This is a genomic window from Pseudomonas sp. V88_4, assembly GCF_029967985.1.
Taxonomy (GTDB): Bacteria; Pseudomonadota; Gammaproteobacteria; order Pseudomonadales; family Pseudomonadaceae; genus Aquipseudomonas; species Aquipseudomonas glycinae.
This window is the reverse complement of sequence record NZ_JASCAF010000034.1, coordinates 1-24,774: the sequence shown is the minus strand read 5'-3', so window position 1 is coordinate 24,774 and position 24,774 is coordinate 1. Positions and strand designations below refer to the sequence as shown.

Here is a 24,774-nt window from a genome sequence, read left to right as displayed (position 1 = left end):
ACGTCAGAATAGTGGCTCATTACTATCGCGCCATTATTTTGATATCAGTTCTGTGTCGAGGGATCGAACATGTCCTCACCCGCCCTCGTGGCGAGGTTGTGCCTGGCTTTGCTATGCCTTTCTCCGCTCCAAACCGCACTTGCAGCACCCACCCCCGGTGAAACCGACCTGATTCGCGAACGCCAGAACCGTCTGCTCGAAGAGCAGCAGCGACGGCTCGAAGAGCTCAAGGATCTACCTGGCAAAGAGGCCAAACCGGCTCAGCCGGAAGCCCCTACCGACACGCGTTGCTTTCAGATCAACGACATTGAGCTCAAAGGCGCCGACAGCCTGTCGCAGAGTGACACGACTCGCCTGCTCAAGCCCTACCTCGGCCAGTGCCTGGGCGTGCCACAGCTCAACGAGTTGCTGAAAGTCATCACCGACCACTACATCGAGAAGGGATTAGTCACCAGTCGTGCCTACTTGCCGCAACAGGACCTGTCCGGCGGGCACCTGAAAGTGTTGGTGGTAGAAGGCAAGCTTGAGGGCTTGAAAGGCGCCGACAACAGCAAGCTCTCGGAGCGTGAGCTGTCGATGGCGTTTCCCGGCAAGGCCGGCGAACTGGTGAACCTGCGCGAGATCGAGCAAATGGTCGATCAGCTCAATCGTCTGCCGTCCAACCAGGCCAAGATGGAGCTTTCGCCGGGCAAGAACGTGGGCGGCAGTGAAGTGCTGGTCACCAACACCCCGCAAAAGCCTTGGCGCGCAGGACTGTCGCGCAGCAACGACGGCCAGCGCAGCACCGGTGAGCAGCAGTGGGGCACCACGTTCGACTGGGACAGCCCGCTGGGTCTGGCTGATCAGTTGAGTCTGCGCGGCGGTCATGACGCAATGACCGATCATCAGCACACCTCCAACAACGCCATGCTCAATTACAACCTGCCGTGGGGCTGGTGGAACTTCAGCTACACCTATAGCCAGAGTGAGTACCGTTCGCAGATCGCCGCCAATGGCTACAACTTCAAGCAGACCGGCGACAGCGAGAACCATCAGTTGCGCGCCGAGCGGGTGATCCATCGCGACTCGGTCAGCAAGACCTCTCTCAGCGCCGGACTTTCATATCTGCGCACCAACAACTTCATCGAAGACAGCAAGCTCAAGCTGAGCAGCAACCGCATCAGCGAAGCGCAGTTCGGCTTCAACCACGGGCGGCGGATCGGCAGCGCCTTCGTCAACTTCGATGCCGGCATGCAGGAAGGCATCGGCGCGTTCGACGCTCAGGGCAGTCACGACCCTGGCCCAGGCGAGCCCGACGCGCGCTACCGCAAATACACCGCGACCCTGAGCTATCTGCAGCCATTCAAAGTGTGGGGCGAGTCCTTCAGCTTCAGCAGCCTGATGACCGGCCAGCGCAGCGAAGACGTGCTGTTCAGCCCGCAGCGCACCAGCCTCGGCGGGTCGTCTTCGATCCGTGGCTACAAGGATCAATCGCTGTCTGGCGACAGCGGCGGCTATTGGCGCAACGACCTGCGCTGGTCGCGCCCGATCAACGCCGAATGGCTGCGCCCGGTGTTCGCCGAATACGGCACCAGCCTCGGTTACGACCAGGGCGTGATTCGTGGCGACCGCTACAACGGCGACCAGCACGGGCGCATGTCGAGCAACTCGCTGGAGTTGTTTGCGCGGGGCGAACACGTGGCGGCCAGCGTGACTTTTGCCCATTCCCTGGAGCGCCCTGACGTGCTGACCGAGCGCGAAGCGCCGATCTATTTCCGCGTGGATTTCTTCCTCTAGTTTTTGCCCTTTCCGAGATTCATGAGCTGAACCTGTCGGTAGGCGTGAGCCTGACGTCCGAGCAGGTGGCGGCATTGACCCACGACATCGTCTGGATGGAAGAACGCGTTGTCGACGGTCAGAAAGTGCTGGTGCCGGTGCTCTATCTGGCCCAGGCCGAGTCACGCAACGTGCGTGGCGGCAGTCTGATTCAAGGTCGCGACCTGGAACTGATCGCGGGCAATGATCTGGTCAACGTCGGCACGTTGCAGGCGACCAAGGATCTGTCTGTCGACGTAAAGGGCAGCCTCTATCAGGGCGGCCTGGTCGAAGCCAACGAGCGCATCACGCTCATGGCCTCCGACAGCATTCGCAACGCATTGGCCGGCGAGATTCGCGGCAATCAGGTCAGCCTCACCAGCCTCAAGGGCGATATCGTCAACGATCGCACCGCTGTCGCCGTACGTGACGGCAACGGTATGCGCACCCTGGTGGACGAAGGAGGCAACATCAGCGCACGCGACACGCTGACGATCAAGTCGGGCAACGACCTCGTCAACTCGTCGTCCATCAGCAGCAGCGGCGACGCCACCCTGAGCGCCACTCGCGACATCAACCTGTTGGCGACGCGCAACGAAAGTGAGCTGCACGAGTCGTTCGATGGCGGCCATCGCTCGGTCATCACCACCACCGTGGAAAACCTCGGCTCCAGCGTGAAAAGCGGCGGCAACCTGAAGCTCGACGCCGGCCGCGACCTCAATGTCGTGGCCAGCACCGCCGAGGCCAAGGGCAACCTGACCGCCGACGCCAAACGCGATATCTACCTGTCCTCTGCGGGCGACGAACACAACGTCGAAACCCACAGCAAGGACGGCAAGAAGCGCGTTCACGAAGAAGACAACCACACCGTCCAGAAGGCTGCCGAGTTCATTGCCGGTGGCGATGTCAAAACCAGCTCCGGTCGCGACACGACCCTGGTGGCAAGCAAGATCAGCGCAGGTAATGAAGCCTATGTCTACGCGGGCAATGGCCTGAATCTGCTGGCCGCGCAGAACAAGGACTACACCCTCTATGACATGAAGGAAAAGGGCGGCTTCGGCAATCTCAAGCTCAAGCACGACGAAGTCACCCAGATCACCCATGTCGGCACCGAGATCAAGACCGGCGGCAACCTCTCGCTGGTCAGCAAGGGCGACCAGACCTATCAGGTGGCGAAGCTCGACAGCGGCAAGGACATCATTCTGGACAGTGGCGGCTCCATCACCTTTGAAGGGGTGAAGGATCTGCATGACGAGAGCCATACCAAAACCAACAACAACGCCGCATGGGTATCCGCCAAAGGGCGCGGCAACACCGACGAAACCCTGCGCCAGACCCAGATGATTGCCAAGGGCAACATCGTGCTGAAGGCGGTTGATGGGCTGAAGATTGATATCAAGGATGTGAACCAGGAGTCGGTCAGCCAGACCATCGACACCATGGTCAAGGCAGATCCGCAGTTGGCGTGGCTGAAGGATGCTGAAGCGCGGGGGGATGTTGATTGGCGGCGAGTGAAGGAGATTCACGAGTCGTTCAAATACAGCAATTCGGGTCTTGGTCCGGCATCGCAGATGATCATTGCAATCATCATGGCAGCGGTGGTTGGTCCGGCGGCCCTGACGGCCCTGAGTGGGATGGGGACTTTTTGGGCAGCGACCTTTGCTGCTGTAGCGACTGGAGCCGCCACGAATGCCACCACCAGTTTCATCAATAACGGCGGTAATCTTGGAGCGGTATTCGCAGACGTTACTTCATCTGACGCACTGCAAGGCTATGTCGTTTCCGGACTGACAGCCGGATTGATGTCCGAATACCTGAACAAGCTCACCGGCGTGAAATTCGATGCAAACGGGAAATATGCCGGGCCTTCATTGGCTACATGGGAAGGTGTAAGTAAATTTGCTGGAAGCCAAGTACTTCAGGGTAGTACGTCTGCGCTTATCACAAAGGCTGTAGGAGGTGATGCAAACGTTGGTGACCTGCTGCAGACCGCGCTCTTTAACACCGTAGCAGCGTACAGCTTCAACCTGGTGGGTGATCTTACAAAAGGCGTCGTTGACGATGGATCTGCGACCAAAGTCATCATCCATGCTGCGGTGGGTGGATTGCTGGCCGAAATGACCGGCGGGGACTTCGCGACAGGCGCATTGGCGGCTGGGGCGAATGAGGCGCTCGTTACAGAGCTGAACAAATGGTTCAAGGGCAACCCTGATCTATTGCTTATGGGGTCGCAGATTGTTGGAGTGCTGTCGGCAACCGCTTTGGGCAATACGGATTCCACTACTTTGCAGCAAGCTGCATGGATTGCGAACAACGCAACCCAGTTCAACTTCTTGACCCACGCCGAGAATAACGAGCGATTTGAAGCCGAGAAGGCATGCAAGGCTGGTGACTCTCAAGCGTGCGCACGCAGAGATGAACTCAATCAGCTGGATGTAGATCGGGACAAGACCATGCACAGTGCATGCGAAGCGGACAGGAACAGTCCCGCCTGCACAAGCCTACGGATTGCATCGAAGAAAGCAGAGCTTGATCTTCTGCGGAACGTACATACCCCGGAAGCGCAGGAACAGCTCAGGGTGGCCATGCAAGATCCTGAAATGTGGAGGTATTCCATTGAAGGAGAGTTGTACAGCATTGGTTTGATGAACAATGAAATGGATCGGATGCTGTCGACCAGCATTGCCAACAAGCTCATGGATATCTTGACGGATCACCTTCCTGTCGTTTCTACCGGGAAGGGATTTTATGAAGCCGAGACCATTTGGGATTACATCCTTGCTGCGATGGACATAATTCCGGTCGAAAAATATGGTTCTGATGTCGTGAAGGGCATCAAGAAAGTAGAGGAACTGCTAAAGAACGGTAAAGCAAAAGAAGCGGATGCATTACTTTCGGATATCTTGAAAACTGCATCGGATACGAAGAAAGGGACTGTGACAAAAATCACGGATGAGATGAAGGCTGATCCGTATCATCCCGACTGGCAACGGTATAGTGGAACAGAGCCTCGAGGGGGGGGGGCGATGTGGTCAACCCAGCAGCGGGATTGAAAGATCACGCGTTGCTTGAAGAAATGAAAGCCAATGGAGTGAAGTTTAGCCCTGAAAACGTTGTTGCTACTGGTCGCGGACAGAGCGGGCAGGTGGTATTCCTGGAAACGGGGAACTCTAAAGCTGGCTTGCAGCATATTACTGAAGAGCACGGCAGCCAATTTGCACAAATGGGCGTGTCTGAGGCACAAATTCCGAGTGTAGTGATGAAGGCTGTCACTGAGGGTAAACTCATCGGCTATCAGGGGAGTGGCATGGGTCGGCCAATTTATGAGACCGTAATCAATGGTCAAAACCAACGCATAGCAGTCACAGTTGGCAGCAACGGGTTCATAGTTGGCGCGAATCCAAGAGGGAGCGTAAAGTGAAGTTTATAAAATTGATGCCTGATTACGAATGTCACCCTTTATGGAATATGTCCCCCGATGAATACGGCGATGTCGATCCTTTAGATCTTCCAATTTCTGATGCGCTTAAATTGCGCTTGAAAGCTTGGGCTGCCAAGTACGATGAAACTCTAGATGTGGACTATCCACCGAACTCAGGTTTTAAGAGCGAGGCCTTGGAGTTGGAATTTAGAGAAGAAGGTAAGTTGCTGGCTGAGTCTTTGCAGAATGAACTTGGAGTGGGTTATGTGGTTTCGATTCAATTTTAAAAATATAGCTTGCTGCATGTGATGAAAGAGAAAATCCAAGAAGGGCGGATTGTTTAGAAAAAAGGGGCAGATTTAATTGGTTTTAAAAAATCTGCCCACTTTTTATTTGATTTAAAGTTTGAATCAAAAGGGGGGGCGGTTTTATTATATTTAATAAATCCGTCCCTTTTTCTATTAAATAAATCTGTCCGCTTTTTTGCAAGGCAATTCCTAGTTGTCAAAACTGCATCAACATGTTTGGAGAGGAATCATGGAGATGGATCAGGAATTTTTGGAGCTCCATGATTTGGACTGGTTTGCGTCGTGCCTGGACGGAGCGGTATTGCATTTCGCGACAGGTGGGCGCGGTTTTGTTCCGGATTTTGTAAGGCAATCAATTTCAGCCTACGAAGAAATATATGATTATATTTTTTCAATATCTGCTGGTTGTGGTGTTGAAATTGTTGAGAAAAATCTACCAGGGTTTAATAGCGATATAGAGCGCCAACGTTATTTGAAGTCTTTTTCTGAAATGGCCGGTAGAGGGGTCTTTAGCTATGATGTTTTTAATGATGGAGGATATAAGCTGATCGCTAAGCCGGTCGTTCCTTTAAAGTTGTCGGATCTCCCAGATCAAGTGAGGCATTGTATTTTTCAATCCTCGATGCAAGCTCTTAGCATGGTTTTGCCGTTGGATATTGAGCTCAAACGGGAAAAGCAAGAAGACTAGTCATTAGCCAAAGGAAAAGTGGACAGGTTTATTCGATTAATAAATCTGTCCACTTTTTGCGGTTTCATGCTTTTAGCATTTGATGGGAATGCATATGTCACCCTCGGAAACTGCAAAATTTTTAATGGAGATTTTGGAGGGAGAACTGCCAAGCACCGTATTGAATAGGGTGCTGGAGACTGATCCCGGTATGGATAAGTATGAATTGGCTAATGTTTTCCTGACGAGATTTGATCGCTTGGACAGTAAGGTTCTGCCTGCGATATGGCATTGGAAAAGCGTCAGATCAATTAGAGGTATGTCTGACGAACAATTTGATGAGACCGTGCGTGCTCTGATGCGGTCCGCGGGTTATAGGGTTTGAAAGGAAAGATGAGAGGGGGCGGTTCTGTCGCTTCACAATTAATGGGAACAAAAGCTCAGGCACAACCCTGCTAATGGAGTGGTTGATGTGTAAACCCAAAAACTCACTGGTGATTGTCGGTTTATTGATCCGAACCTATATGCTCTTTGTTTTGATAGGCGCATGTGTCGTGGCGATAGCCACAGTTGCTTATTACTTTAAACATGGTGAGTGGGCGTTTAGCCTGAAGGGGGCCATCAGAACATTGATAGGGGCCGGAATTTACTCATCTTTCGCTGTCGTGTCCTTGTTCTTACAAGCATTCCTTGCCAGGCGCAAAATCAGACACGAAAAGCAAAAAGATTGAGCCCTGGAAGAAGGCTTCCCCCTAAAAAACGCCCCGAACCTGGCGGGGCGTTTTTTATTGTGGATACCCCCCTGCGGCGTATCACCGAAACGCCGGCACCACATGCTTGATAAACAACTCCAACGACTTCTTCTTCTCCGCGTGCGGCAAGCTGTTGTCGCACCAGAAACTGAACTCATCCACCCCCAGTTCCTGGTAGTACTTGATGCGCGGGATAATTTCTTCCGGCGTACCGATCATCGCCGTCTTGTGCAGGCTCTCCAGTTCAAACTCCGGACGCCCGGCAAACTTCGCTTCAGGGCTTGGCGCGAGGAAACCGTTGACTGGCACCTCCTTGTTGCCAAACCACGCATCGAAGGTGCGATAGAACCGTGAGATCGCTTTGGCGCCGACTGTCCAGCCTTCTGGGTCGTCAGCCGAGTGCACGTGGGTGTGACGCAGCACCATCAATTGCGGACGCGGTACATCTGGATTGTTATCCAGGGCGGTCTGGAATTTGTTCTTCAGGTCGACGACTTCTTCGTCGCCTTTCATCAGTGGCGTGACCATCACGTTGCAGCCGTTGGCCACGGCGAAGTTGTGCGAATCCGGGTCGCGGGCGGCGATCCACATTGGCGGGTTCGGCTTCTGGATCGGTTTCGGCACGCTGGTGGAGGTGGGGAATTTCCAGATCTCGCCGTTGTGGGCGTAGTCGCCTTGCCACAGGGCGCGGACCACCGGGACCATTTCCCGCAACGCCTGTCCGCCGGACGAGGCGGGCATGCCGCCGGCCATGCGATCGAATTCCACCTGATAGGCGCCACGCGCCAGGCCCACTTCCATCCGGCCGTTGCTGATCACGTCGAGCAGGGCGCATTCACCGGCGACCCGCAGCGGGTGCCAGAACGGCGCGATGATGGTGCCGGCGCCCAGGTGAATGGTGGTGGTCCTGGCTGCGAGGTAGGCCAGCAGCGGCATCGGGCTCGGCGAGATGGTGTATTCCATCGCGTGGTGTTCGCCGATCCACACAGTGCTGAAACCGCCGGCCTCGGCCATCAACGTCAGTTCGGTCAGGTCTTCGAACAGTTGACGGTGGCTGACGCTTTCGTCCCAGCGTTCCATGTGTACGAACAGGGAAAATTTCATGACGCTACCTCGAATCTCTTGTGGTCGGCCGGTCGCTTGCCGGCCTGTTTGAGTGCAATCGTGCGGATCAGGCGAAGGCGGGCAGGGCGCCCATCTTGCCGTGGCAATACACCAGCGGGCCGGCGTCCTGCTGAGGGACGATGAAGTTTTTCACCGCGCCGACCATGATCGCGTGGTCGCCGCCTTCGTATTCGCGCCACAGCTCACATTCGATGATAGCTGTCGCGTTGGCCAGGATCGGATTGCCCAGTTCGCTCAGCGTCCACTCGATGCCCTGCGCCTTGTCCTTGCCTTTGCGGGCGAAGGCATAGGCCTCGCTCTGCTGACCACCGGACAGCACGTGAATGGCAAAACGTTTGTTCTTGATCAGGACGGGATAGGAGTCGGAGCTGTAGTTGGGGCAGAACAGCACCAGGGCGGGGTCCATCGACAGCGAGCTGAAGGCGCTGGCGGTGAGGCCGACGATCTGGCCGTCGTCATCCAGCGTGGTGATGACGGTAACGCCGGACGGGAACGAGCCCATGACTTGTTTGTAGACGGCAGCATCGATCATTGGTCAATCCTCGAGTGCGGTGAAGCGTGTTTTTATGTGTTTATGAGTCTGATGGTATACCGTAATACATCGATTGCAAGCGCTTTTTTGGTGAAACGATAAACGTGGTTCATCCGTCGGAAACATAGCATTTACGGGGCTTTGCTCTAGCCGCGAGCGCTGGCTATCGAGGAGGATGCCGGATCAGATGCCGTCGCGAACAACGGATCAGTCTTGTGAAAATGTTGGAATACCATAATATGGTGTTCATCTGAGGGGCGACCACAAAGCACCCCCGGTTTGGCTTCATACAACGATAAGAACAGACCCAATCGAGTTCATTTTTATGTCCCAGATGTCCCGGCAAGATCCGTTGATCGAGAATCACACGGTCGACTACGTCCCACTCGCGGAACGCCACGGGAAGGCCCGCGACCTGTTCACCCTTTGGTTCAGCACCAACATTGCGCCACTGCCCATTGTCACCGGCGCCATGGTGGTTCAGGTATTTCATCTCGACTTGTTCTGGGGGCTGCTGGCGATAGCGCTGGGGCATATGATCGGCGGCGTGGTGATCGCCCTGGCGTCGGCGCAAGGCCCGCGCATGGGCATTCCGCAGATGGTCCAGAGCCGGGGCCAGTTCGGGCGTTACGGCGCGCTGTTGATCGTGTTCTTCGCGGCGATCATCTATATCGGCTTCTTCATTTCCAACATCGTGCTGGCGGGTAAATCCATCGTCGGCATCGCGCCGTCGGTACCGGCACCGTTGAGCATCCTGATTGGCGCCCTGAGCGCCACAGCCATCGGCGTGATCGGCTACAACTTCATCCACACGCTCAATCGCATCGGCACCTGGGTGATGGGCAGCGCGTTGCTGGCCGGGTTCATCTACATCTTCGCCCATGAGTTGCCGGCGGACTTCTTTACCCGTGGCAGCTTCAATCTTTCGGGATGGCTGGCGACGGTATCGCTGGGGATCATCTGGCAGATCAGCTTTTCGCCGTACGTCTCCGACTATTCCCGCTACCTGCCGGCGGACATCGGGATCGGCAAGCCATTTATCGCGACTTATCTGGGCGCCACGCTGGGCACGATTCTGTCGTTCATGTTCGGCGCGGTGGCGGTACTGGCGACGCCGGAAGGCACCGAAGCGATGGCGGCGGTCAAGCAGTCCACCGGTTGGCTGGGTCCGATTCTGATGGTGCTGTTCCTGCTCAATATCATCAGCCACAACGCGTTGAATCTGTATGGCGCGGTGCTGTCGATCATCACCTCGATCCAGACCTTCGCCAGCCAATGGACGCCGAGCATCAAGGTGCGGGTGATCTTGTCGAGTTTAGTGTTGGCGGGCTGTTGCGTGGTGGCGCTGGGTGCGTCGGCGGATTTCATTTCCGAGTTCATCGGGCTGATTCTGGCGCTGCTGCTGGTGTTGGTGCCGTGGGCTTCGATCAACCTGATCGACTTCTACGTGATCAAGCGCGGCAACTACGACATCGCCTCGATCTTCCGCGCCGACGGCGGCATTTATGGGCGCTTCAACCTGCACGCGATCATTGCCTACTTCATCGGCATCATTGTGCAGCTGCCGTTCGCCAACACATCGTTGTATGTCGGGCCGTACGCCAATCTGGTGGAAGGAGCGGACCTGTCTTGGCTGGTTGGTTTGATCGTGACGTGCCCGCTGTATTACTGCCTGGCGACCCGTGGACAGGCGCAGGAGAGAAGGGCGACACAGTTGGGCTTTACCGACTGATCCTGCGCACGCTGCTCAAACAATGCCCGGCCAATCGCCGGGCATTGTCGTTTCAGTATTCTGGCGGTCACGCAAATTGGCCATTTCGATCCCCTTTTGGCCAACCGGCTACTGTCCGGCGACTACGCTGTCAGCAAGAATCGAAGCTACAACAAGACGCTGCATCTTCCTTGCCCTTGGCTGACCTGACAGCCGCTGCCGTGTACAGAACATAAAAACCATCGACTCACGCTGCATTCGGGGAAACACAACATGGTCATGATGAAACGCATTCTGGGCGCCACTGTTTTCGGGATGACGCTGCTGGCCAGCGCCGTACAGGCCGAACAGCGCGAACTGCGGGTGTACAACTGGGCGGATTACATCCTGCCGTCGGTGCCCAAGGACTTCGCCGCCAAAAGCAACATCAAAGTGACCTGGGACACCTTCGACACCAACGAATCCCTCGAAGCCAAACTGCTGACCGGCAACTCCGGCTATGACTTGGTGGTGCCGTCGAACCAGTTCCTCGATACCCAGATCAAGGCTGGCGTGTTCCAGAAGCTCGACAAGTCCAAGCTGCCGAACTGGAGTCACCAGGACCCGGCGCTGCTCAAGTTGCTTGACGCCAACGACCCCGGCAATCAGTACGGCGTGCCCTACATGGTCGGCACCGTGCTGATCGGTTTCAACCCGGCCAAGGTCAAGGCTGCGCTCGGCGAGAATGCGCCGGTGGACAGCTGGGATCTGGTGTTCAAGCCGGAGAACATGGAAAAGCTGAAATCCTGCGGCGTGGCGATGCTCGATTCGCCGTCGGAAATCCTGCCGCTGGCTCTGCACTACCTGGGCCTGGACCCGAATAGCCAGAACCCGGCCGACTATGAGAAAGCCAAGGACCTGATGCTCAAGGTTCGCCCTTACGTGACCTACTTCAACTCGGCCAAGTACATGACCGACATCGCCAACGGCGACATCTGCGTAGCCATCGGTTACTCCGGCAGCTTCTACCAGTTCGGCAATCGTGCCAAAGAGGCGGGCAACGGCGTGGTGGTCGACTGGCGCTTGCCGAAGGAGGGCGCGCCGATCTGGTTCGACACCTTCGCTATTCCGAAGAGCGCGAAGAACGTTGAGGAGGCTCACGAGTTCCTTAACACCTTGCTCGATCCGAAAGTCATCGCGTCGATCAGCGACTTCCTCGGCTACCCGAATGCCAACAAGGATTCGCTGCCGCTGATCAACAAGGAAATCACCGGCAACCCGAACCTGACACCGACCAGCGAAGCGCTGAAGAAGCTGTATGTGGTGCAACCGTTGCCGCAGAAACTGGAGCGGGTGCGGACCCGGGTTTGGACCAGCATCAAATCGGATAAATAAGCTCAAAACCGAGGGAGCGATTCACGTTCGCTCCCTCGGCTGTTATTTCGCCTGACTCTCTTCGGGCGACTTGTCCTTCGTCAGCATCAGACTCAGCACCACCGACGCCAGAATCAGCCCGCCAACAATCGCCAGCGACCACTCCACCGGCATGTGAAACCACGGCATCACCGTCATCTTCGCGCCGATGAACACCAGCACCAGCGCCAGTCCGTACTTGAGAAGATGAAAGCGGTCGGCCATGTCCGCCAGCAGAAAGTACAGCGCCCGCAGGCCCATGATCGCGAAAATGTTCGAAGTGAAAATGATGAACGGGTCGGTCGTCACCGCGAAGATCGCCGGGATGCTGTCGACCGCGAACATCAGGTCGCTGGCCTCGATCAGCACCAGCACCAGAAACATCGGCGTGGCCCAGCGCACGCCGTTCTGCAGTACAAAAAAACGCTCGCCGTGAAAGCCGTTGGTGATCCGCATATGCCTACGCACCCAGCGCAAGAGCGGGTTGTTATCGAGGTCCGGTTGCTGCTCGGCGAACACCAGCATCTTGATCCCGGTGATGATCAGGAACACGCCGAACACATACAGCAGCCACGTGAACTGCGACACCAGCCATACCCCGGCAAAAATCATCGCCGCGCGCATCACGATCGCCCCGAGCACGCCATACAGCAGCACCCGGCGCTGCAACTCCGGGGGCACGGCGAAGTAGCTGAAGATCATCACGAAGACGAACATGTTGTCGATCGACAGCGACTGCTCGATCAGGTAGCCGGTAAGGAATTCCAGGGTCTTGACCTTGGCGATTTCGGGACCGAATTCGCCGTTCAGGTACCACCAGAGCAATCCGGCGAAAGCCATCGCCAGCATGCACCAGGCAAATACCCAGGATGAGGCTTCCCGTACCGAAACCCGATGCGCCTTGCGCCCACCGAGGATGAACAGGTCGACGGCCAGCATGGCGAGGACAAAAACGATGAAGGCGACCCACATCCAGGGTTCGCCGATGTTGATGGGGTGCATGCCGTTCTCCCTGTCTTTATGTTTTTCGGGGTAGACGGGGCCATGCTAGTAGGAGCCTTCCGGCAAAGAAAAATCGTTTATTTCGTGGGTATTGTTCGTGAATAACGAAGTGTCGGTCGACACGGGCAGAGTGCGGGTAATACTTCATTCAGCACTTCTTTGCTAACCTCGCTGTCGAGTCAGTCCACCACTCCGGGAGCTACGATCATCGACACGCCAGATCCTCAAGCCGTCTGCAGCCCGATCACCAGCGCTGCCATATTCATCGTGGCAACCCTCAACGCTGAGGCCGAAGCCGCCGAAAAAGTCCGCGGCTGGTGCGCCGATATCGCCGGCCTGACGCGCTCGGTGGGCAAGCGCGTTCCCTCGGGAAACCTGTCCTGTGTCTGCGGATTTTCTTCCAGCGCCTGGGATCGTCTGTTCGGCAGTCCACGTCCGGCGTCCTTGCATGACTTTCGCGAGTTCGGCGTAGAAGGGCGGCGCGCCGTGTCCACGCCAGGCGATTTGCTGCTGCACATTCGCGCCGATCAAATGGACCTGTGTTTCGAACTGGCGACGCAGTTGATGTCGGCGCTGGACGACGCTGTGACGGTGACCGACGAGGTGCAGGGTTTCCGCTATTTCGACATGCGCAGCATCATCGGTTTCGTCGACGGCACGGAGAATCCGGTCGGCCGCAAAGCCGAGCATTTCACCCTCGTGGGCGATGAAGATCAGCCGTTCAGTGGCGGCAGTTATGTGCTGGTGCAGAAGTATCTGCACAACATGAAAGCGTGGAACGAGTTGCCGGTCGAAGCGCAGGAGCGGGTGATCGGGCGCACCAAACTGTCCGATATCGAGCTGGATGATTCGGTCAAACCGAGCAATTCCCACAGTGCGTTGACCACCATTACCAAGGACGGCGAAGAGGTGAAAATCCTGCGCGACAACATGCCGTTCGGCCGGCCCGGCGCGGGAGAGTTCGGCACTTATTTCATTGGCTACGCGCGTTCGCCGGAGCCGTTGGAGCAGATGCTGGAGAACATGTTTGTCGGCAAGCCGCCGGGCAACTACGACCGGTTGTTGGACTTCAGCACGGCGGTCACCGGCAGTCTGTTTTTCGTGCCTTCGGCGGATTTGCTGGAAGAGTTGGCAGAGCGATAAAAAAACGGCGGGATCAATCGATCCCGCCGTTTTGCATTTACTTGCCTGCCGCCAGCGCTGGCGTGCGTGGCGGCACCAGACGCCTGGAACCGGTCGCCTCAAACGCCGCTGCCAGACGCAGCAACGTCGAGTCGTCATAGGCGCGACCGGCAAACGTCAATCCCACCGGCATGCCGATGTCAGCCATCACGCCCATCGGCACGGTGACGGTCGGCACGCCGAGGTGGCGGATCGCGAGGTTGCCGTTGGCGACCCAGATGCCGTTACTCCAGGCGATGTCCGCCGAGGCCGGGTTGACGTCGGCGTCCGCCGGGCCGACGTCGGCGTTGGTCGGGAACAGCACGGCGTCGAGGCCGAGGCGATCCATCCAGTCTTCGAGGTCGAGCTTGCGGGTCTTCTCCAGGCCGCGCAGGCCGTCAGGAAGGGTCGGGATCTGATCCCACGGCGTGATGCCGCGCTGGGCCATGCGCACGTATTCGTCCATGCCGGCGGCGAGGTCGCCTTCGCGGTTGGGCAGGGTGCCCGGATCGTGCGGGAAGATCTTCGGCCCGTCGACGTCCGCCAGACGGTTGAGTTTCGGATCGCCGTTGGCACGCAGGAAATCATCGAACGCCCAGGCCGACAGATCCCACAGTTCATGGTGCATGAACTCTTTGGAGACGATGCCGCGATTGAACACGGTCGGCGCGCCCGGACGATCACCTTCGCAGTTGGAGACCAGCGGGAAGTCCACTTCGATCACTTCGGCGCCGGCCGCTTCGAGGGCCTGACGGGCCTGTTTCCACAGATCGATCACCGAGGCGCGGGTGTTGATGCGCTGCCCGGTCGGGCCGCCGATGCCTGGTGCTTCGCTGGTGCCGGCCTCAGGGTCGGCGTTGATGTACATGCGCGGCACGCCCAGGCGTTTGCCGGCCAGTGCATCACTTTTCACAGCGAGTTCAAGGTAAGAAGCAGGGCGCACCGAGGTCACATTCGGGATCGGCACCCACGGTTGCAGGCGCCACAGGTCGCCACGGGTGTCGGTGTCTTCGGCGACGACCACGTCGAGGACTTCCAGCAGGTCGGCCATGGTGCGGGCGTACGGCACCACCACGTCCATGGTCGGCGTCAGTGGCCAGTTGCCGCGTACCGAAATCACCCCGCGCGACGGCGTGTAAGCGCACAGGCCATTGTTCGACGCAGGGCCGCGACCGCTCGACCAGGTTTCTTCCGCCAGACCGAATGCCGAGAAACTGGCAGCGGTGGCAGTGCCGGCGCCATTCGACGAGCCGGAAGCAAACGGCGCAGTCAGGTAGTCAGCGTTGTACGGGCTTTCGGCGCGGCCATAGACACCACGCTGCATCCCGCCATTGGCCATCGGCGGCATGTTGGTCTTGCCCAGGCAGATAGCGCCGCCCGCGCGCAGGCGCTCGATGGTGAACGCATCGCGCTGGGCCACCAGATCAACGAAGGCCGGGCTGCCGGACGCGGCGGTCAGGCCTTTGACTAGATAGCTGTCCTTGGCGGTGTAGGGGATGCCGTCTAGCGGACCGAGGGTTTCGCCCTTGGCGCGACGGGCATCCGAAGCTTGCGCTTCTTTCAGCGCTTCAGGGTTGCGCACGATCACTGCGTTCAGGGCAGTGGCGGTGTCCGGACCGTCAAAGGCGTCGATGCGCGCCAGGTAGGCCTGGACCAGTTCAACCGCGGTGGTCTGGCCGGATTCGAGCGCCGCGCGCAATTGGGCAATGGAAACTTCAGTGACTTCGATCATGCTGTTACCGCCGACAGGTTCGCTAAAGGGTGGTTGATCATTGTTATCGTCGAAAGATGTCAAAGATTCTTGATGGGCGAAACTCTACCCTGAAATTTGCCCAATGGCATGCATAAAGTCGATAAATATCGGTTAATTTCATCGGAAAAACTCTCCCGGTGTCTCGCCGAACTGTTGGCGAAACGCCGCGATAAAGGCCGACGTCGAGTCATAACCACAAGCCAAAGCCACGTCGGTGACGCGTTCGCCGCGTTCCAGCGGTGTCAGCGCACCCAGCAGACGCAGGCGTTGGCGCCAGGTGCGGAAGGTCAAACCAGTGTCGCGCAGGAACAGCCGAGTCAGAGTTTTCTCGGTTACGCCGAATTTTTCGCTCCAGTGGGCCAGGGTGGTCTGCTGTTCCGGATGTTGCTCCAGGCTCTGATAGATCTGGCGCAAACGACTGTCCTGCGGCAGTGGCAGCATCAGATCGATGGGCGGTGCATCGGCCAGTTGATCGAGGATCACCTGGGCCAGGCGCCCATGCGGGCCGCTCTGGTCATACTCGACAGGAATCTGACTGAAGGCCCGAATCAGCTCACGCAAAAGATCGCTGACGCCGAGCACATGACAACGCTCCGGCGCCCAATTGGCAACGCTGCAATCGATGTACAGGCTGCGCATTTCCGTGTGCGGCGAACTGAATACCCGATGCGGCACGCCCGCCGGAATCCACACCGCCCGCTCCGGCGGCGCAACGAAACGACCGACGGCGGTCTGCACTTCAAGCACGCCCTGGATCGCGTAGGACAACTGCACCCACGGATGACTGTGGCGTCGGGTCAACGCGCGATTGGGCAGCGATTCGGTGCGCCCGTACAGCGGACGCGGCAGGCTGGGCAGCCCGGGAATGCTGCGTCTGACGCTCTTGTCGTGTCCTTTTGGCGGCATCTGTGGGTTCTTCGGCGTTAGTCGGTAATTTCCAGTCACGTTAGAGTCGCTTCCACGTACTGGCAACCCCCGGATGAGCAAACCATGACGCGCCCACGATTTTTGCCCGACAACTTCACCCTGACCCTGATCGGCGTGGTGCTGCTGGCCAGCTTCCTGCCCGCCAGCGGCCAGGTCGCGACCGGCTTCGGCTGGCTGACCAACATTGCCATCGCGCTGCTGTTTTTCCTGCACGGCGCCAAGCTGTCGCGGGAATCGATCATCGCCGGCGCCGGTCACTGGCGCCTGCATTTACTGGTGTTCGGCCTGACCTTCGTCCTGTTCCCGCTACTGGGACTGGCGCTCAAGCCGCTGCTGTCGCCATTGATCGGCGATCAGCTGTACATGGGCATGCTTTACCTGTGTGCGCTGCCGGCCACGGTGCAGTCGGCGATTGCCTTCACTTCGCTGGCGCGGGGCAATATTCCGGCGGCGATCTGCAGCGCGGCGGCGTCCAGTCTGTTCGGGATTTTCCTGACACCGCTGCTGGTGACGCTGCTGCTGAACGTTCACGGTGACGGCGGTTCGACCCTCGACGCAATCGTGAAAATCAGCGTGCAATTGCTGCTGCCGTTCATCGCAGGTCAGATTGCCCGTCGTTGGATCGGCGCCTGGGTCGGCCGCAATAAAAACTGGCTGAGATTCGTCGATCAGGGCTCGATTCTGCTGGTGGTCTACGGCGCGTTCAGCGAAGCCGTGAATGAGGGCATCTGGCACCAGATTCCGGTGAGCGACCTGCTGGGGCTGGTGGTGGTCTGCTGCATTCTGCTGGCACTGGTGCTGTTGGCGTCCACGCTGCTGAGCAAGGCGTTCGGTTTCGGTCTGGAGGATCGCATCACCATCCTGTTCTGCGGCTCGAAGAAAAGCCTGGCCACCGGTGTGCCGATGGCGCAGGTACTGTTCGCTGGGAGCACCATCGGCGTACTGATTCTGCCGCTGATGCTGTTCCATCAGATTCAATTGATGGTTTGTGCGGTGCTGGCGCAACGCTATGCCAAGCGCTCGGAGCCTGTAACCGAGTTGATGGCACAGGTTGATCCATAGTCGTATTGCGGCGTCCAGGACGGGCGCCGCCAATTCTTTGGTTATTTCAAGATAATCAACAAGTTGTATCTTGAGTCGAGGTTTATGCGTGGCTTAGAGCCTGAAATATGCTGAAAAAATTCCCTTCAAGGGGTTGTCACCCCACCCATGCGTGTTTAGGATCCAATCCTCGAAATCATTACAAGCCTGGACATGAAGTCCAGCCGCGCAGGGATATTATGGACAGTGAAATTCCCGACTCCTCATTTTCATGAATAATCGCTAGATAGCCGATTGTTCATCTTCCAGAAAGCCAAAAACATCTTGACGCCTGAAGGCGATTCAAGCGGTTGACTGTGTTTCCAACATTGGAAACGGACTTACGTCAGGGAATGTACGTATGAAGAAGATAGACAGGATAGTCATTGTCGGTTTCGGCAGTATTGCCCAGGCCTTGATGCCATTACTAGTTGCACGGTATGACGCTGAGATCGTTATTTTTGACAAGGAAGTCGATGTTGACCGGCAGCGGGTTGCTGATGAGTATTCGGCGTGCCTTATTAGAAAGATGATAACGCCGCGTAACTTCAAAGAAGTGCTCGGGCACTATTTGAGTGAACATGCTTTCCTGTTGAATCTGGCGGTTTCGGTTTCGAGTGAAGCCCTGATTGAGCTGGCTCAGAGTTTTCAGGCCCTGTATCTGGACACTTGCATAGAGCCCTGGGAGTACAGCGCAGGGCAGCATTCGAATCTCACGAGTAACTTCTCGTTGCGCGAAAGCCTCAAGGGGTTTTCCGCCAGTCGACCACCCGAAAGTGCTACGGCGATCGTGGCGCACGGCGCCAATCCCGGTTTCATTTCAGTGCTTTTGAAAAAGGCTCTGGTGCAAATGGCCGCCTTGAACGGTATCGCTTTTGAAGGCGGGAACCCTCAAGACTGGGCAATGCTGTCGCAACAACTCGGTATTCGGGTCATACAGGTATCCGAGCGCGACACGCAGTTCGCCAATGTCGAACGATCATCAGGGCATTTCATGTGCACCTGGTCCGTGGATGGCTTGATCACTGAATGTCTGCAGCCTGCGGAAATGGGTTGGGGCAGTCATGAGGCGCACGTGCCTGAAGGCGCAACGTTGAATCGCTATGCGCTGGCAATGAAAGAACAGGGGCGCGAGATCAGGGTCAAGAGCTGGTCGCCGAACTATCTGGACTTTGCCGGCTACTTGCTGACCCACAACGAGTCGTTATCGATTGCCGAGTATCTGACCCTGGGCGACGCTGCCAACCCGATTTACCGGCCGACGGTCTATTACGCCTACCACCCCTGTGATCAGGCCGTCGAGTCGATGGCTCTGTTGGCCAGTGGTGATGAAGAGCATGTTCTTTCCAAGGAAGTGCTCAAAGGGAACATCACCTCCGGTATCGACGAACTCGGCGTCTTTCTGATCAGCGATAGATACCAGTCCCTGTGGATGGGATCGAACCTGTCCATTGGCAAGGCAAGGAAAATGGCCAGACACAACAGCGCCACCAGCCTGCAAGTAGTGTCGAGCATCGTGGCGGGAATGGCATGGGCGCAGGCCCACCCCAAAGCGGGGGTGCTGGAAAGCGAAAGGCTGGATTGGGAGTTCGTCTACGACATCGTCGAGGAGTATTGGCAACCCATCGTTTTCCAGCAGGTCGATTGGCGGCCGGTAGAGTCCGGTTCCCTGTCGTTCAAGGGCTTTATGGTGTGATCACACCCTCAAAATCAAGGATGAATGTATGTCGATGTCAATCGGATCGGTAACCCGCACCACACCAGAAGCTTCAGCCGTACTCTCCGGATTCAGGTTTCCTTCGGTAGAGCTGGCAGATTCGGAAAGACAGGAATGGAAAGAGATTTTCTTTGATTCCGTCATCACGGAATACGATGCCCGGCGTCTTTATTGGTACCTTGAGGCTAACTACCCGCAGGTGTTCGCAAGTTTGCAGGATGTACTCAACCCCTGGTTGAAGGATGAGATCGATCACGCCTACGGATTTGCCCTGATCTATGCCGCGTATACCAGCATTCCCTTTGACGAAGTGTCGTTGAGCGTCGAACTCCGGAAGCCGGATTTCAGCATTATCGAGTCAATAGCGGCTGATCCTTTAAAGCTGTTGGTGACACTGGCTTATGACGAAATCATCACCACCCATGTCTACCATCGAAGTATCGAAAGTTATGACCGCTTCGACTCGCAGCAACTATCTGCCTGGATACGCAAGACGAAGAAAGATGAAGTGACTCACTTTTTCTCATTTGTGAAAAAAGCCAGGGAGCTCTTTCCGCACCGAATGGATGAGATCCCGACGATACTCGATGAAATATTCGAGATCGATTTCGAGAAGCCGAGTTACACCGGAACTTTTGTCCTGGATCACAATGCTCCGGATTTCCCGATTGCCAAACATGAAATCAAGGACATGATCATTCCGGCAATCATCAAGAAGTTCAGCGAGTAATCACGTCAGGCTCAAGGAGGGTGTGGCATGGAAGCGGCGTTTTTGAAAAAACGTAATTGGAGTTCCAGAGCGATCTTTGAAGAGATCGATGCCAGTGGGTGGACCAACCCCGGCATCGATGCATCTTTCAAAGAGTTTTTCATGGCCGACCTCGTGTCCGAATACGACTCTGTCAATCTCTACAACTTTCTCTATCCGAGGCGAAAGGACTTCTCACCGTACTTCGTCCAGTACCTGGATTTCTGGTATGCCGATGAGCGCAATCATGCTGACGGTTTTTTTGAACTGAATCGGCTGATTTTCGGCACCGGGGAAGTGGAGCTGGTCGATGCCCTGAAGCGTCGGGTCGGGGATTTTTCAGGCCTGGAAGACATCCTGTCGAGCGAGTTCAATCTGCTGTTGCTGTTTGCTTACGATGAGTATGTCTCGGTCAAGACGTACAAGAAGGACACCTTCTATCAGGGTTTCGGTCATGCAGGATTCAACAACTGGATCAAGAACCTGATCGCCGATGAAGCCATCCATTTCGGCAATGCGGTGAAAATCCTCAAGACCTTCCATGCCGACAAACTGCATCAGGCCGAGAGCGTGTTGAACGCAATCGCGGGTTTTGAGGGTGAAGCTTACAAGAACACGTTTCTGTTCGATCACGACGGGCCGCACTTCCTGCTTGAAAGCGACGAGGTCGGTGGCGCCGTCATTGACGAAATTCTCTCCATATTGCGCAAGAGGTAGCTGTGAAAAAGGAATACTACATAGTCGTGGCTCTTTTGCTGATGATCTTTGGCGAGATCCTGACAATCTACAGCGAGGTATACGCTTCGAAACTTCCGGGCCGGGTCATGGAGACTCCAGGCATGTTCCTCAAACCGATGATTCTGATCTGTATCGCCGGCATCAGCCTGATTCTGGCCTATTGGATGGGGTATCAGGGAACGGGCAACATCTGGGTCGTGACCGTCGCTTCCTTGACGTTGCTGTTGGTGCTGGAACCCATCGTCATCTACGCCATGCTCCGAGAGTTGCCGGAGCGGGGAGCATTGATCGGTTTCATTCTTGGCGCCGCAGGACTCATTTCAACCGTGGCACTTTAAGCAAAAGGAAATTGTTTATGTCGACGCAAGACACTATCAAGACATGCACGGTATGCGGTTATGAATATGATCCGGCGGTTGGCGATCCGCAGAACGGGATCGCGGCCGGTACACCCTGGGATGACGTACATGACGACTGGCTGTGCCCTGATTGCCAGATGCCCAAGGAGGATTTCGAATAACGGGCGTCAAGCCGACCCACCGTACTTGACGGCTGCCGCGGCGCGCGACGGCACGTTCAAGGTGCGTAGCAGGGAAGACACATGAATCCGCACCGTGAACGGCGAAATATCCAGTTCACGGGCGATTTCCTTGTTGGTCTTGCCTTGGGCGATCAGCCGCAGCACCTCTTGCTGACGCGGGGTGAGGGCGGTGCCGGTGTCCAGCGGCAGCAGGCCGGACGGGGCGAATTTCACCAGTACCTCACCTTCACGAATCGCGCGGATCGCCTGACCGATCTCGTCGGGGGCGATGTTCTTGCCGATAAAACCATCGATGCCGGCGGCCATGACTTCGCCGATCAGCGCTTCGTCATCGACCATCGACACCACGATCAGCGTGGTTCGCGGCAAGCGGCGGCGTAGTTCCGCGAGCTGGCTGACACAGGTCAGGCCGGGAAAGCGCAGGTCGAGGATCAAGGTGTCGGGCTCATCGCCCGCCGGCAACAGGGCGAGCACGCTGTCGAGGTCGCCGGCTTCTTCGATCAGGGCGTCGGGCAGCAGACGCTGGACGGTGCGCAGCAGCGCTTCGCGAAACAGCGGGTGATCGTCGGCTATGATGATTCGGCACGCCATGGCAAAACCCTCCCTGGGTCAGCATTTCTCACGGCATGCACCTTAGCACCGGGCGAAGGCATTGCCTGTTGATTCGTGCTGTTTATGACGACTGCCGCACAAGGACGTTCCCCCCATGAAGTTCGAAAAGAATACCGAGCTCGACCAGGCCAATCTGCGCATCATCATCGCCAGCATTGCGCTGGTTTACATGGCCGTGCTCGGTTTCCTGCCAGGCCAGCGCTTCGCTACCTACCTGCCGGTGGTTACCTACATTGCTCTGTTTCTACTGGCCTCCGTCGGTCTGCGCCAGGCCATCGTGCGCTGGCCGGGGCATTATCCGGCGCGGCGGATTTTCGGCATGCTCCACGATTACACCGGCACCAGTTTCGGGCTGGTGGTCGGCGGCGAGGCGGCGTTGCCCATCTATGCCGTCATGGTCTGGGTCAATCTCGGCAACGGCATGCGTTACGGCTCGCGCTACCTGGCGATCGCCACGGTGTTGGCGTTGCTGGCACTGCTGGCGGTCTATCGATTGACGCCGTATTGGCAGGCGCAACCGTTCATGGTGTTGATGCTGATGATCACCAGCACGGTGATTCCGGTGTATGCGCACCTGTTGCTGGAGCGCACGCGCAAGGCGTCCGAAGAGGCGGTCGCCGCCAATCTGGAAAAGTCGCGTTTCCTGGCTCAGGCCAGTCATGACCTGCGTCAGCCGATCCACTCCATCGGCCTGTTTACCGCGTGCCTGCGCGAATCGAGGCTGGGCGAGGAGGAGCGGCGGCTGGTAGACAGCATCGACCGTTCGCTGCTCAATGTGTCGCAGCTGTTTCGTTCGATCCTCGATCTCTACACCCTCGACAACGGGCGGATTCTGCCCCGGTTGCAGACGCTTGAGCTGGGCGAGTGGCTGGCGGATCTGATCCGCCAGAACGCCGAAGCTGCACGTTGGGCGGGTGTGGAGCTGCGCTTGCGGCGTTGTGAACATTGGGTGCGCACCGATCCGGCGTTGCTCGCGACGATGGTGCAGAACGTGCTCTCCAATTGCTTCAAGTACGGTGCGCACCGACCGGTGCTGATTGGTGTGCGCAAGCGCGGCGCGGGTTTGGCCATCGCGATTTACGACCGCGGCAACGGTATCGCTGAAGAGCATTTGCCCAAGGTATTCGAGGAGTTTTATCGGGTTCGCCAATTGCGCGACAAAGACGTCGAAGGCGTAGGCCTGGGGCTTTCGATTGTCCGGCGATTGGGGCAGCTGATCAGCATTGATGTCGCGATCCGTTCACGATTGGGGCATGGCACGGCGGTGACCTTGCTTGGCCTGCCGCTTGCGCCGCCGCAAATGCCGGTCAATCGTGAAGAGGCTCGGCAAATCGGTTTGCTGACGGGGTTGAAGGTGTGTCTTGTGGAAGATGATCGCAACGTTCTGTTGGCGACCTCGGCGTTGCTTGAGCGTTGGGGCTGCGTGGTGCAGGCCGAACTGAGCGGGCAGGGTCTGGTCACGGACTGCGACATCATCGTGGCCGACTATGACCTCGGCTCTCACAGCACAGGCATCGAGTGTATCGATGAGGTTCGTCGTCAGCGCGGTTATGCGGTGCCGGCCATGATCATCACCGGGCATGACATCGAAAAAATCCAGGCGGCCCTGCATGATCGGCAGATCGCCATTCTGTCCAAGCCGGTACGCCCGGCCGAGCTGCGCGCGACCTTGCGTGCGCTGCGCGACCGGCAGACCGAAGCGATCAGCGCTTACACAGATAGTCTTGCGTGATGGTGGTTTGCAGGCAGTTGTACTGGCCCATGGTGCGGCAGATGTTTTTCTCCGAGCCCGACACTTCGGCGCTCTTGTAGCCCCAGACCTTGCAACGTCCTTCAGCCGCGGCCAGGCCTTGAGCGGCGGAGGTTTGCCCGCTCTCGAACTGGCCCAGTTCATAGGAGACCTGGACAACGCCGTCGGTCTTGCTGCCGCCGGTGGCTTCCCATTGCTTGGGGGTGGCGCAACCGGTCAGAACGACGGCTGCGAGGCTGAGGGTGGCGATGAGTGTTTTCATGATTGAACGCAATCCTTTACCGGATGAGAAGAGGCGTTGGAGCGGTTTTTCTGCGCCGGATTACTGGTACGGAATCGGCGACGCGCCTTTGGGCAGGCAGGACAGCGGAGGCGTCATGATGCCCATGCTGGCCACTGCGATGATCGCGCCGCTGGGCAGCTCGCAGTTGTATTCGCCGGCGGCGGTGTAGGCGGTGTAGTAGGTCAGCGTGCTGTCGTTGCGGATATTGCCGATCTTGGTGACCGGTTGGCCGATGACGGTCTGGGCACGTTCGCGCATGCTGTCTTCGGTGGGTTTGGCGGTCTGGCAACCGCTGGCCCCGAGGAGCAGGGCACCGAGAACCGTGATCTTGGCGAGGCTGAGCTGCAGTTTCATGGTGTTTCTTCCTTGGTGTTGTTGTTTTTCCAGGCACAACGATCCCGTGCACTGCACAGCGGCAATGTTGGGGAGCGTTGGGGGTTGCGAGGGAATATAACGCCAGGAAACGGGGTGGTCGATTAGCACAAATGTGCTAGTGCGGCGCAGCCAGCGGTGGGCTGGTTGCGCCGATAGCGGTTATTGAGGACTGTTGAACTGGTCGGAATAGCTGCCGCTCATGAGGGCGGAGGCCACCTGGTCGGAGCCGACGCCTGCGCGGGAATAGGCGAGCCGGCCGGCACCGACCTTGTCTGCGCCATCGGCGGCGAGGGCGCCTGCGCCAACGTGATCGGAGCCGTCAGAAGCAACGGCGCCTGCGCCAACGTGATCGGAGCCGTCAGAAGCAACGGCGCCTGCGCCAACG

General features: G+C 57.4%; 24 protein-coding genes and 1 pseudogene. 16 read left to right on the top strand and 9 right to left on the bottom strand.

Annotated elements, in window-relative coordinates:
- Positions 1-69 precede the first annotated feature (69 nt).
- The 6 genes from QLG12_RS11520 (at position 70) to QLG12_RS11495 (ending at position 6,921) form a co-directional block, all read left to right on the top strand.
- On the top strand, positions 70-1,776 hold the full coding sequence (locus QLG12_RS11520; RefSeq protein ID WP_282474529.1) for a ShlB/FhaC/HecB family hemolysin secretion/activation protein: 1,707 nt from the start codon (positions 70-72) through the stop codon (positions 1,774-1,776).
- A 74-nt stretch (positions 1,777-1,850) separates the two neighbouring features.
- Positions 1,851-4,847, top strand: a complete 2,997-nt coding sequence (locus tag QLG12_RS11515; RefSeq protein WP_282474528.1) for a DUF637 domain-containing protein — start codon at positions 1,851-1,853, stop codon at positions 4,845-4,847.
- Entirely contained in the window at positions 4,823-5,215 is a 393-nt protein-coding gene (locus QLG12_RS11510; protein WP_282474527.1) for a hypothetical protein, read from the top strand. Before QLG12_RS11515 ends, QLG12_RS11510 begins: the two co-directional genes overlap by 25 nt.
- Positions 5,212-5,502 carry a hypothetical protein gene (locus QLG12_RS11505; protein ID WP_236195228.1) on the top strand — a complete coding sequence of 97 codons (291 nt, stop codon included), beginning with the start codon at positions 5,212-5,214 and terminating at the stop codon, positions 5,500-5,502. The genes QLG12_RS11510 and QLG12_RS11505 overlap by 4 nt, the downstream gene beginning before the upstream one ends.
- Before the next feature lie 250 nt (positions 5,503-5,752).
- The gene (locus QLG12_RS11500) at positions 5,753-6,211 is read left to right on the top strand and encodes a hypothetical protein (RefSeq protein ID WP_197867743.1); all 459 of its coding nucleotides are present in this window, start codon (positions 5,753-5,755) and stop codon (positions 6,209-6,211) included.
- A gap of 449 nt (positions 6,212-6,660) precedes the next feature.
- Complete coding sequence (locus QLG12_RS11495; protein WP_282474526.1) at positions 6,661-6,921, top strand: hypothetical protein; 261 nt, start codon at positions 6,661-6,663, stop codon at positions 6,919-6,921.
- A gap of 81 nt (positions 6,922-7,002) precedes the next feature.
- On the opposite strand, the gene QLG12_RS11490 is transcribed toward QLG12_RS11495, so the two are convergent.
- Together QLG12_RS11490 and QLG12_RS11485 are read right to left on the bottom strand one after the other, a co-directional pair.
- Positions 7,003-8,046 carry an LLM class flavin-dependent oxidoreductase gene (locus QLG12_RS11490; RefSeq protein ID WP_282474525.1) on the bottom strand — a complete coding sequence of 348 codons (1,044 nt, stop codon included), beginning with the start codon at positions 8,044-8,046 and terminating at the stop codon, positions 7,003-7,005.
- Between the two features lie 67 nt (positions 8,047-8,113).
- Positions 8,114-8,599, bottom strand: coding sequence for a flavin reductase family protein (locus QLG12_RS11485; RefSeq protein WP_197867746.1), 486 nt, complete (start codon positions 8,597-8,599; stop codon positions 8,114-8,116).
- 325 nt (positions 8,600-8,924) lie between these two features.
- On the opposite strand from QLG12_RS11485, the gene QLG12_RS11480 reads away from it, so the two are divergent.
- Together QLG12_RS11480 and QLG12_RS11475 are read left to right on the top strand one after the other, a co-directional pair.
- The gene (locus QLG12_RS11480) at positions 8,925-10,331 is read left to right on the top strand and encodes a cytosine permease (protein WP_282474524.1); all 1,407 of its coding nucleotides are present in this window, start codon (positions 8,925-8,927) and stop codon (positions 10,329-10,331) included.
- A gap of 252 nt (positions 10,332-10,583) precedes the next feature.
- Positions 10,584-11,684, top strand: coding sequence for a polyamine ABC transporter substrate-binding protein (locus QLG12_RS11475; protein ID WP_197867748.1), 1,101 nt, complete (start codon positions 10,584-10,586; stop codon positions 11,682-11,684).
- Between the two features lie 42 nt (positions 11,685-11,726).
- Here QLG12_RS11475 and QLG12_RS11470 read toward each other — a convergent pair whose 3' ends face one another.
- Complete coding sequence (locus tag QLG12_RS11470) at positions 11,727-12,704, bottom strand: TerC family protein (RefSeq protein WP_282474523.1); 978 nt, start codon at positions 12,702-12,704, stop codon at positions 11,727-11,729.
- Between the two features lie 207 nt (positions 12,705-12,911).
- On the opposite strand from QLG12_RS11470, the gene QLG12_RS11465 reads away from it, so the two are divergent.
- Positions 12,912-13,847, top strand: a complete 936-nt coding sequence (locus QLG12_RS11465; RefSeq protein WP_064384065.1) for a Dyp-type peroxidase — start codon at positions 12,912-12,914, stop codon at positions 13,845-13,847.
- Between the two features lie 37 nt (positions 13,848-13,884).
- Here the strand turns inward: QLG12_RS11465 and QLG12_RS11460 are convergent, their stop codons facing one another.
- Together QLG12_RS11460 and QLG12_RS11455 are read right to left on the bottom strand one after the other, a co-directional pair.
- Complete coding sequence (locus tag QLG12_RS11460) at positions 13,885-15,597, bottom strand: amidase (protein WP_282474522.1); 1,713 nt, start codon at positions 15,595-15,597, stop codon at positions 13,885-13,887.
- Between the two features lie 138 nt (positions 15,598-15,735).
- On the bottom strand, positions 15,736-16,524 hold the full coding sequence (locus tag QLG12_RS11455; RefSeq protein ID WP_007950444.1) for a helix-turn-helix transcriptional regulator: 789 nt from the start codon (positions 16,522-16,524) through the stop codon (positions 15,736-15,738).
- A gap of 84 nt (positions 16,525-16,608) precedes the next feature.
- On the opposite strand from QLG12_RS11455, the gene QLG12_RS11450 reads away from it, so the two are divergent.
- The 6 genes from QLG12_RS11450 (at position 16,609) to QLG12_RS11425 (ending at position 21,348) form a co-directional block, all read left to right on the top strand.
- The gene (locus tag QLG12_RS11450) at positions 16,609-17,607 is read left to right on the top strand and encodes a bile acid:sodium symporter family protein (RefSeq protein WP_282474521.1); all 999 of its coding nucleotides are present in this window, start codon (positions 16,609-16,611) and stop codon (positions 17,605-17,607) included.
- A 379-nt stretch (positions 17,608-17,986) separates the two neighbouring features.
- Entirely contained in the window at positions 17,987-19,321 is a 1,335-nt protein-coding gene (locus tag QLG12_RS11445) for a saccharopine dehydrogenase C-terminal domain-containing protein (protein ID WP_282474520.1), read from the top strand.
- 28 nt (positions 19,322-19,349) lie between these two features.
- On the top strand, positions 19,350-20,072 hold the full coding sequence (locus QLG12_RS11440; protein WP_064380457.1) for a hypothetical protein: 723 nt from the start codon (positions 19,350-19,352) through the stop codon (positions 20,070-20,072).
- Between the two features lie 27 nt (positions 20,073-20,099).
- Entirely contained in the window at positions 20,100-20,807 is a 708-nt protein-coding gene (locus QLG12_RS11435; protein ID WP_232253626.1) for a hypothetical protein, read from the top strand.
- A 20-nt stretch (positions 20,808-20,827) separates the two neighbouring features.
- Positions 20,828-21,166 carry a hypothetical protein gene (locus QLG12_RS11430; protein WP_084777076.1) on the top strand — a complete coding sequence of 113 codons (339 nt, stop codon included), beginning with the start codon at positions 20,828-20,830 and terminating at the stop codon, positions 21,164-21,166.
- A 17-nt stretch (positions 21,167-21,183) separates the two neighbouring features.
- Positions 21,184-21,348 (top strand): rubredoxin, encoded by a 165-nt coding sequence (locus tag QLG12_RS11425; RefSeq protein ID WP_064380452.1) that lies wholly within the window; start codon positions 21,184-21,186, stop codon positions 21,346-21,348.
- Positions 21,349-21,354: 6 nt separating this feature from the next.
- On the opposite strand, the gene QLG12_RS11420 is transcribed toward QLG12_RS11425, so the two are convergent.
- Positions 21,355-21,960, bottom strand: coding sequence for a response regulator transcription factor (locus QLG12_RS11420; RefSeq protein WP_064380450.1), 606 nt, complete (start codon positions 21,958-21,960; stop codon positions 21,355-21,357).
- 115 nt (positions 21,961-22,075) lie between these two features.
- Between QLG12_RS11420 and QLG12_RS11415 the strand changes: the two genes are divergently transcribed.
- The gene (locus tag QLG12_RS11415) at positions 22,076-23,713 is read left to right on the top strand and encodes a hybrid sensor histidine kinase/response regulator (protein WP_282474519.1); all 1,638 of its coding nucleotides are present in this window, start codon (positions 22,076-22,078) and stop codon (positions 23,711-23,713) included.
- On the opposite strand, the gene yecR is transcribed toward QLG12_RS11415, so the two are convergent.
- The 3 genes and pseudogenes from yecR to QLG12_RS11400 form a co-directional block, all read right to left on the bottom strand.
- Entirely contained in the window at positions 23,685-23,993 is a 309-nt protein-coding gene (gene yecR / locus QLG12_RS11410) for a YecR family lipoprotein (protein WP_011334629.1), read from the bottom strand. The two genes, QLG12_RS11415 and yecR, sit on opposite strands and share 29 nt — an antisense overlap.
- A gap of 60 nt (positions 23,994-24,053) precedes the next feature.
- Entirely contained in the window at positions 24,054-24,368 is a 315-nt protein-coding gene (locus QLG12_RS11405; RefSeq protein WP_039766904.1) for a hypothetical protein, read from the bottom strand.
- Positions 24,369-24,548: 180 nt separating this feature from the next.
- Positions 24,549-24,774: pseudogene (locus tag QLG12_RS11400) on the bottom strand (hypothetical protein); the annotation flags it as partial.